The organism is Limnobacter sp. (assembly GCF_964228395.1).
Classification (GTDB): domain Bacteria; phylum Pseudomonadota; class Gammaproteobacteria; order Burkholderiales; family Burkholderiaceae_B; genus Limnobacter.
Window position 1 is genome coordinate 1 of sequence record NZ_CAXQZX010000038.1, and the last position, 7,905, is coordinate 7,905.

Annotated in this window: 9 protein-coding genes and 1 pseudogene; 1 reads left to right on the plus strand and 9 read right to left on the minus strand. The window is 55.4% G+C overall.

The genetic code is table 11. The annotated features are described in order from the left end of the window. A partial coding sequence (rpsP, locus tag ACEQU8_RS02710) for a 30S ribosomal protein S16 (protein ID WP_370261297.1) occupies nt 1–113 on the minus strand: 113 nt, incomplete at its 3' end. A 160-nt stretch (nt 114–273) separates the two neighbouring features. On the opposite strand from rpsP, the gene ACEQU8_RS02715 reads away from it, so the two are divergent. After that, a complete protein-coding gene (locus ACEQU8_RS02715; protein WP_370261289.1) occupies nt 274–627 on the plus strand; it encodes a hypothetical protein in 354 nt (117 codons plus the stop codon). A 217-nt stretch (nt 628–844) separates the two neighbouring features. Here the strand turns inward: ACEQU8_RS02715 and rfaD are convergent, their stop codons facing one another. From rfaD to ACEQU8_RS02755, 8 genes and pseudogenes are all read right to left on the minus strand, one after another. Further along, the gene (gene rfaD, locus ACEQU8_RS02720) at nt 845–1,849 is read right to left on the minus strand and encodes an ADP-glyceromanno-heptose 6-epimerase (RefSeq protein ID WP_370261290.1); all 1,005 of its coding nucleotides are present in this window, start codon (nt 1,847–1,849) and stop codon (nt 845–847) included. A gap of 12 nt (nt 1,850–1,861) precedes the next feature. Then, on the minus strand, nt 1,862–2,785 hold the full coding sequence (gene rfaE1 / locus ACEQU8_RS02725) for a D-glycero-beta-D-manno-heptose-7-phosphate kinase (RefSeq protein WP_370261291.1): 924 nt from the start codon (nt 2,783–2,785) through the stop codon (nt 1,862–1,864). Nucleotides 2,786–2,803: 18 nt separating this feature from the next. Then, nucleotides 2,804–4,009: a lipopolysaccharide assembly protein LapB gene (lapB, locus tag ACEQU8_RS02730; protein ID WP_370261293.1), complete on the minus strand. Its 1,206-nt coding sequence runs from the start codon at nt 4,007–4,009 to the stop codon at nt 2,804–2,806. Then, nucleotides 3,999–4,358, minus strand: coding sequence for a lipopolysaccharide assembly LapA domain-containing protein (locus ACEQU8_RS02735; RefSeq protein ID WP_370261294.1), 360 nt, complete (start codon nt 4,356–4,358; stop codon nt 3,999–4,001). Before ACEQU8_RS02735 ends, lapB begins: the two co-directional genes overlap by 11 nt. Nucleotides 4,359–4,441: 83 nt before the next feature. Then, nucleotides 4,442–4,738 carry an integration host factor subunit beta gene (locus ACEQU8_RS02740; protein WP_370261298.1) on the minus strand — a complete coding sequence of 99 codons (297 nt, stop codon included), beginning with the start codon at nt 4,736–4,738 and terminating at the stop codon, nt 4,442–4,444. A 62-nt stretch (nt 4,739–4,800) separates the two neighbouring features. Continuing rightward, entirely contained in the window at nt 4,801–6,501 is a 1,701-nt protein-coding gene (rpsA, locus tag ACEQU8_RS02745; protein WP_370261295.1) for a 30S ribosomal protein S1, read from the minus strand. 125 nt (nt 6,502–6,626) lie between these two features. Beyond that, nucleotides 6,627–7,310 (minus strand): (d)CMP kinase, encoded by a 684-nt coding sequence (gene cmk, locus ACEQU8_RS02750; protein WP_370261296.1) that lies wholly within the window; start codon nt 7,308–7,310, stop codon nt 6,627–6,629. Then, a pseudogene (locus ACEQU8_RS02755) lies at nt 7,303–7,905 on the minus strand (3-phosphoshikimate 1-carboxyvinyltransferase); the annotation flags it as partial. The pseudogene ACEQU8_RS02755 and the gene cmk, both read right to left, overlap by 8 nt.

Below are 7,905 nucleotides of genomic sequence, written 5' to 3' on the forward strand. Positions count from 1 at the left end.
AAGCCGATGCGCTCGATGAAGCGGCCGTCACGGCGGCTGCGGGAATCAGCAGCAACAAAGCTGTAAAACGGGCGCTTCTTGGAACCACCACGTGCGAGTCGGATTACGACCATAATGTCCTCTTTTGCAAAATGTACGTGCGAAGTGTTGGGGTTGGATTTGTACACACCTAAAAACAATGCCCTGCACAAGGCACCTTGCTGCGTGCGCATTAAACCCGATAACCCGCTATTATATCTGGCGTAACAGATTCATACAAGCTGCATTTCTATCATGAGCGATCACCCTGCTGAACCTCTTAAATCAAAATTGCTGTTTTGTTGGCTGGCGCTGCTCACAGGCCCCGTGGGGGGGCACTGGATTTACGCGGGTCGCAAGCGTTTTTGGTTTTATATGATGTTTTTCCCGCTGTCTGCCTTCGCGGGCTGGTTCGACGCAATCCGCTATGGCCTCATGCCCGACGCCACTTTCAATACGACCATCAACCCAGGTTACCCCAGCGACACCAAACAAACCAATGGCTTGGTGGTGACTGCCATCGGCCTTTCACTGGCCTTTGCCACCACAGCCTTCATGTCCCTGTTGGCCATGTTGTTCCAGTGGTACTTCTCGGGCATGGTGAGCTAAAAAAAAGCCCGCTACTTGAGCGGGCTTAAACAGGGCTTGAGGAGACAGAGACACTTGCACATTGGCAGGTCTCGTCCCTAAGGACGAGTATGCTTTTGTACAAGGTGCTGGACTACCCTCAAAACTAGGGGGAACCCCACAGCTTTGGGGCGGCTCGGTTCAAGAGGCCGAGCCAGCCAACAATAGTGAGTGTCTGCCCACCCACGTTAGTTCAAAATTAAACCTGATATTGGCGAATCAGGCGCTCAACATAGCGGGCCACCCCCTGCTCCACGCTGTAAAAGCTGCCGTTGTAGCCCGCTTCACGCAGCTTGCTCAAGTCAGCCTGGGTGTAGCTTTGGTATTTGCCTTTCAGGGCATCTGGAAAATCGATGTACTGAATATGGCCACCGGCCACCGCTTCGCTCAGACCCAACACGGACTCACCGCGGTGAGCACGCAATGTGTTCAAGGTGGTTAGTGCCACATCGTTGAAGGTTTGGGCTCGCCCGGTGCCCAGGTTGTAAACGCCCGACGGGCTGTTCAAATGCTCAAAAAAGTGCATATTGACCTTCACCACGTCTTCGATGGACACGAAGTCTCTCTGTTGGCAGCCTGCCTCGTAACCGCCATAAGGCCCAAACAGGCGCACAGGCCCACCCTCGCGAAACTGGTTGAAGTTGTGAAAAGCAACGGATGCCATGCGGCCTTTGTGCTGCTCACGGTCACCATACACGTTGAAATACCTAAAGCCATACACAGGCGATTTCAAACCAGTGAGCAAATGGCGACGCAGCACTTGATCAAACAAAAATTTGGAATACCCATACACATTGAGTGGCTTCTCAACGTCGCGGTTTTCTACAAACTGAGTGCTTCCACCATACACTGCGGCCGACGACGCATACAGCATGGGAGTGCCGGTGCGCTGCGCCCAATCGAACACACTTTGTGTGTAACGGAAATTGTTGGTCATCATGTAGTTACCGTTGTGCTCCATGGTGTCGGAACACGCACCCTCATGAAAAATTGCCATGCAGCGCTCAAAGTCACCACGTTCAAGCCGGGTCAAAAACTCGTTCTTGTCCAGGTAATCCGCGATTTCGCAGTCCACCAAATTTAAAAACTTGTCGCCCTTGGTGAGGTTGTCCACTGCGACGATCTCGCTGATGCCGCGGTCGTTCAGGGCCTTCACCAAATTGCTGCCAATAAAGCCGGCCGCGCCGGTTACGATCACTGTCATGTTGATTCCTGTTTAAACCAGTTCTTCGGGCAAGATCACCGCAGTGCCCAACTTGCCAACCACCACACCACCCGCTTTGTTGGCCAGGCGAACGCTGTCAGGCAGATTCATGCCTGCGCCGATGGCGCAAGCCAAAGTGGCAATCACGGTGTCCCCAGCGCCTGACACATCAAACACCTCACGGGCTTGCGCTGGCACATGGAAAGCCCCCTCCTCATTGAACAAGGTCATGCCCTCTTCTGAGCGAGTCAACAACAGAGCACCCAAGTTCAAGCGCTGACGAAGGGTTTGAGCCTTCTCGGTCAATTGGGCCTCTGTTTTCCAGCCCCCCATCACCTGTTTGAATTCTGAGCGGTTGGGAGTCAACACCGAGGCACCCGCGTACTTGCTGTAGTCATCGCCCTTGGGGTCGACCAAGGTGATCTTGCCAGCCTTTCGACACAGCTCAATCATGCTGGCCACGTGTTCCAGCGCACCTTTGCCGTAGTCGGAGAACAACACCACATCATGCTGCGCATACTCTTGTTCAAACAATTCCATTTTGGTGGTGAGGTGCTCGGGCGTCGGGCGTTCTTCGAAGTCGATGCGCACCAATTGCTGCTGGCGAGCCACCACTCGCAGCTTCACAGTGGTGGGAAATTGCGGGTCTTTTAGCAAGCGCGAACGCACTCCAGAAGCTGTTAAAAGTCGCTCCACGGTGGCGCCCGGTTCATCATTGCCCACCACGCCCATCAAACACAAGCGCGCGCCCAAAGAGCTGGCGTTGATGGCCACGTTGGCTGCACCACCCAGACGCTCATCCCGATTGCCCACCAACACCACAGGCACGGGAGCCTCAGGGGAAATGCGCTCTACGTCGCCAAACCAATAGCGGTCCAGCATCACGTCACCCACCACCAAAATACTGGCTTTGGCAAAACGACTTATATCAACCATGGAATAGCCACCCAAGGATTAGCTGTGCGCCTGTTTTTTGGCTGACACAGGATAAAAATCAAGCTCCTCGGCACGACGCGGCACGATGGAGTCCCAATTGGCGCACCCGGGGCACTGCCAGTAAAACTTCTTGGCTTGGAAGCCACACGATTGGCAGCGGTAACGTTCCAGCCGTTGGGTGTGCTTTGAAATCAACTCGCGGGTGAGGCGCAGGTCTTTGCTGCGCTCATCGTCCATTTTGCCGCGCAACTGCTGCTCGAGCAATTTGTCCAAACCAAGCAGGCTGGGGCGCAAGCGGACCTGCTCGCGCAACAAATCAAACGCGGCCTGCTCGCCATTGGCTTCTTCCACAGCTTTGGCCAACACCAGCAACAAATCAATTGAGGGGTACTGCGCACAATAGGCGGTTAGGGCCTCGATGCCTTCACGATCGCGCCCCATGGCCTTGTAGGCTTCCCACATTTTTGGCCCCACCAAGGGCAGGTACCAGGGATTTTGCCGTTCGGCGGTGCGCCATTGCCCCAGCGCGTCATCGTATGCGCCCTGGGAGTAATAGATTTCACCCAGCAGCAGGGACGCCCGCACATTCTGCCCATCGGTCAACAGAGCGTTTTGCAGCTCGGCCTTGGCGCGCGCATTGTCTTTGTCGGCCATCGCCTGCGTGGCCAGTTCGCAGTAAAAATGAGCAATGTCGCCCGCCGGCACGGGGGCACCAAACTCTCTCAATCGGTGCGCCTGCTCAATGGCTTTGTCCCATGCCTTTTCTAGCTCGTAAAGCTCAAGGAGTTGTCGCGCTGCATCCGCCTGCAGGTGTGAATTGGCGAGGCTGTGAAAGGCCTGCTCGGCACGGTCCAGAATACCGGCACGCAAAAAGTCCACGCCAAGCTCAAAAGTGGCCTTGGCGCGATCAGCAGGCTGAATCTGCTCGCGCGAAGTCAAGAACTGATGAACACGGATGGCTCGGTCAATTTCACCTTTTTTGCGAAACAGGTTGGCCAGTGCAAAATGCAGTTCGACGGTGTTGGTGTCCACAGCCGCCACCTCGAGAAAGGCATCGATGGCCTTGTCGGGCTGTTCACTGAGCAAAAAGTTAACGCCCTTGAAGTAAGACGCAGGCAATTGCCCGCGCGCGCTCACATCGGATTTGCGCTCTAGGCGAGCGGCCATCCATCCCAAGCTGAAAATCAGTGGAATGAGGATGAGCCACCAGGTTTCAAATTCCATGGCTGGGGCCCATCGGCAAGGCAGTCAAGGGGTTGCTTGTCTCTGGCACTGCAGGCACCACGGGCGTGCCAGATTGTGCGGCTTTGAGGGAGGCTACTTCTTTTTCAAGGCGTTCAATCTGTTTGTTGGCCACGGACGCCGCGCGTTTGGCCTTCAGCCAGGAAGGCAACATCGACAGCCAGGCAAAGACCGCGCCCAACAAAAATGCAGCCAACAGCGCCAGCACCAACTGCACCTGGATTTCCAGGCCAGGCAGCCATTTGACTGTGACTAAATCGGTGTTTCGGATGGAGAAGGTGAGAACGACCAGAAACAGTGCAATGCGCACCACCCAAGCGACGATTTTCAAGGCGGGTCCCCTGTGTTGTTGTAGGAATCAGCACCGACGAATCATCGGTGTGTTCTGCAAGTGATCACCGGGATGATGTCGATTTAACGATCTTTCTTGGAGTATAAATCAACTCGTTCGCGAAGCTCTTTGCCGGGCTTAAAGTGCGGCACTCGCTTTGCAGGCACAACCACCTGCTCGCCAGATTTTGGGTTGCGGCCCACGCGCTCTGGGCGGCGGGTTAGTGAAAAACTGCCAAAGCCACGAATCTCAATGCGCTGGCCATCGGCCAAGGCTTGGGTCATGGTGTCCAATATGCTTTTAACAGCAAAATCGGTGTCCCGAACAGGCAGTTTCGGGAAACGTTTGACCAGCTGGTTGATGAGTTCTGATTTTGTCATTGTTTTAAGCATCACAAACATGCCCACCCCACCGGGGGCGGGCATGTCGGTTTTACAACAAATTACTGATTGCCAAGCTTGGCCTTCAACAGCGCGCCCAAGCTGGTTGTACCAGCAGAGCCGGCGCTTTCTTCAGCAATTTTCTTCAGGGCCTCATCGGTGTCCACTTGGTCTTTGGCCTTGATGGACAGGGCGATTGAACGGCTCTTGCGATCCACGTTGATCACCATCGCGGTCACGGAGTCGCCTTCGTTGAACGCGTTGCGTGCGTCTTCCACGCGGTCGTTGGAAATTTCGGAGGCACGCAGGTAGCCTTCGATGTCGTCACCCAAATCAACCACAACGCCCTTGGCATCCACAGACTTCACCTTGCCGGTGACCATGGAACCACGGTCATTGGAAGAGGCAAACACGGTGAAGGGGTCGCCCGACAGCTGCTTGATGCCCAAGCTGATGCGCTCACGCTCAGTATCAATGGCCAGTACCAGAGCTTCCACTTCGTCGCCTTTCTTGAAGCGACGAACAGCCTCTTCACCGGTTTCGTTCCAAGACAGGTCGGAGAGGTGAACCAAGCCATCGATGCCGCCAGGCAGACCAATGAACACGCCAAAGTCGGTGATCGACTTGATGGCGCCAGACACTTTGTCGCCTTTCTTGAAGTTGGAGGAGAACTCTTCCCATGGGTTGGCCAGACACTGCTTCATGCCCAGGCTGATGCGGCGACGCTCTTCGTCGATTTCCAGCACCATGACTTCAACTTCGTCGCCCAAAGTAACGACTTTCTTGGGGTCCACGTTCTTGTTGGTCCAATCCATTTCAGACACGTGCACCAGGCCTTCGATGCCCTGCTCTACCTCAACAAACGCGCCGTAATCGGTGATGTTGGTCACTTTGCCGAACAGACGAGTGTCTGCAGGGTAGCGGCGTGACAGACCGACCCATGGGTCTTCGCCAAGCTGCTTCACGCCCAAAGACACGCGGTTTTTCTCTTGGTCGAACTTCAATACCTTGGCTTCGATCTCTTCGCCAACGGTCAGCACCTCGGATGGGTGGCGTACACGGCGCCATGCCAAGTCGGTGATGTGCAACAGGCCATCGATACCGCCCAAGTCCACGAATGCGCCGTAATCGGTGATGTTTTTAACGATACCCTTGACCACTGCACCTTCTTGCAGGTTGGACAGGAGCTTCTCGCGCTCTTCACCCATGGTGGCCTCTACCACGGCACGGCGGCTCAGCACCACGTTGTTGCGCTTGCGGTCGAGCTTGATGACCTTGAACTCCAGGGTTTTGCCTTCGAAAGGCGTGGTGTCTTTTACCGGGCGCACATCAACCAAGGAACCTGGCAGGAAAGCGCGAATGGAGTTAACCATCACAGTGAGACCACCCTTCACCTTGCCGGTGATGGTACCGGTAACCAGCTCACCAGACTCAAGCGCTTGCTCAAGGCTCAGCCATGCGGACAAGCGCTTGGCTTTGTCGCGGGACAAGCGGGTTTCACCGTAACCGTCTTCCAGGGCCTCGATGGCCACGGAGATGAAGTCACCGTCGTTGACTTCCACGTTGCCGTGGTCGTCTTTGAATTCTTCAATGGGAATATAGCTTTCGGATTTCAGCCCAGCGTTCACAACAACGTAGTTGTAATCGACACGTACAACTTCGGCGGTGATCACTTCGCCTGTGCGCATTTCTTTGCGCGCAAGGCTTTCTTCGAAAAGTGCTGCAAAACTTTCGGGGGCTTGGGTGGTTTGAGTTGAGGTCATAAAAGTGAAAATTTACACGCCAATGCGGGATGCATGACGGAGTTCAAAAACGCCTAGATTTCGATTAACCCAGGCGGCTTACAAGGGCTGAGAGTATAACAAGAAAGCCTTTTGTGATCAAGCGTTTAAAGTGCCTGTAGGGCCCATTTCAGGATGGTTTGCACCACTTGATCCACACCAATGTCGGAACAATCCAACACTTTGGCATCATCGCAGGGCTTCAAAGGCGCCACAGCACGCTCGGTATCGCGCTTGTCGCGGGCCAGCAGGTCTTGGTAGATGGCGTCAAAATCAGCCCGTTGGCCGCGCCCCTCAATTTGTTTAACGCGTCTCTCTGCGCGCACCTGGGCACTGGCGGTTAAAAAAACCTTCAATATTGCATCGGGAAAAACCACCGAGCCCATGTCACGGCCATCGGCCACCAGGCCCGGTGGCTGCCGAAAATTTCGTTGACGTTGCAGCAAGGCCGCGCGAATTTGGGGGTCCACCGCCATGCGTGATGCCAACACCCCAGCTTGCTCGGTTCGAATGGCGCCAGATACGTCTTGACCATTCAACACCACCTGTTCGCCCACAAATGACACCGGCATGTTGGCGGCCAAATTCACCAAAGGGGCATGGTGCTCGGGGATGTCAATCGACAAACCAGCCCCTTGCGCGGCCACACCCAACACCCTGTAAATGGCACCGCTGTCCAGGTAGTAAAAACCCAGCTGCTTGGCAACCAACCCGGCCACTGTGCCCTTGCCAGAGGCCGTGGGGCCGTCGATGGCGATCACTGGGGCGGCTTTGTGTGAAGAATCAACCATTCTTTTTTGCACTCACGTTCATGCCCAAGCCACTGGCCAATGCGACAAAGCCAGGGAAAGAAGTGTCCACAGTCTGCGCCCCCCGGATCACCATGCTGCCTTTGGCGCGAATGGCTGCCACGGCAAACGACATGGCGATGCGATGATCTCCTTGCGACTCAATGGCGGTGGCGTTGTACCTCAACCCGTCCACCTGACCCAAGCCCTCGATGACCATTCCGTCTTCGGTGGGTTTCGCATTCACCCCGCAAGCCTGCAAGCCATCGGCCATGACGGCGATGCGGTCAGACTCCTTGACCCGCAACTCTTCAGCCCCGGTGAGCACGGTGGTGCCAAGCGCGTTGGCGGCCGCCACAAAAATCACCGGAAACTCGTCAATGGCCAGGGGCACCAGGTGTTCAGGAATATTGATTCCTTTCAATTGGGCGCTTCGAATTCGCACATCAGCCACCGGCTCCCCGCCCACCACAGCATGATTGCTCAACTCGATGTTGGCACCCATCAACTTTAAGATATCGACGACACCGGTGCGGGTGGGGTTCATGCCCACATGCTTCAAAGTAATGTCAGCGTCGGGGCAAATGCTGGCTGCCAC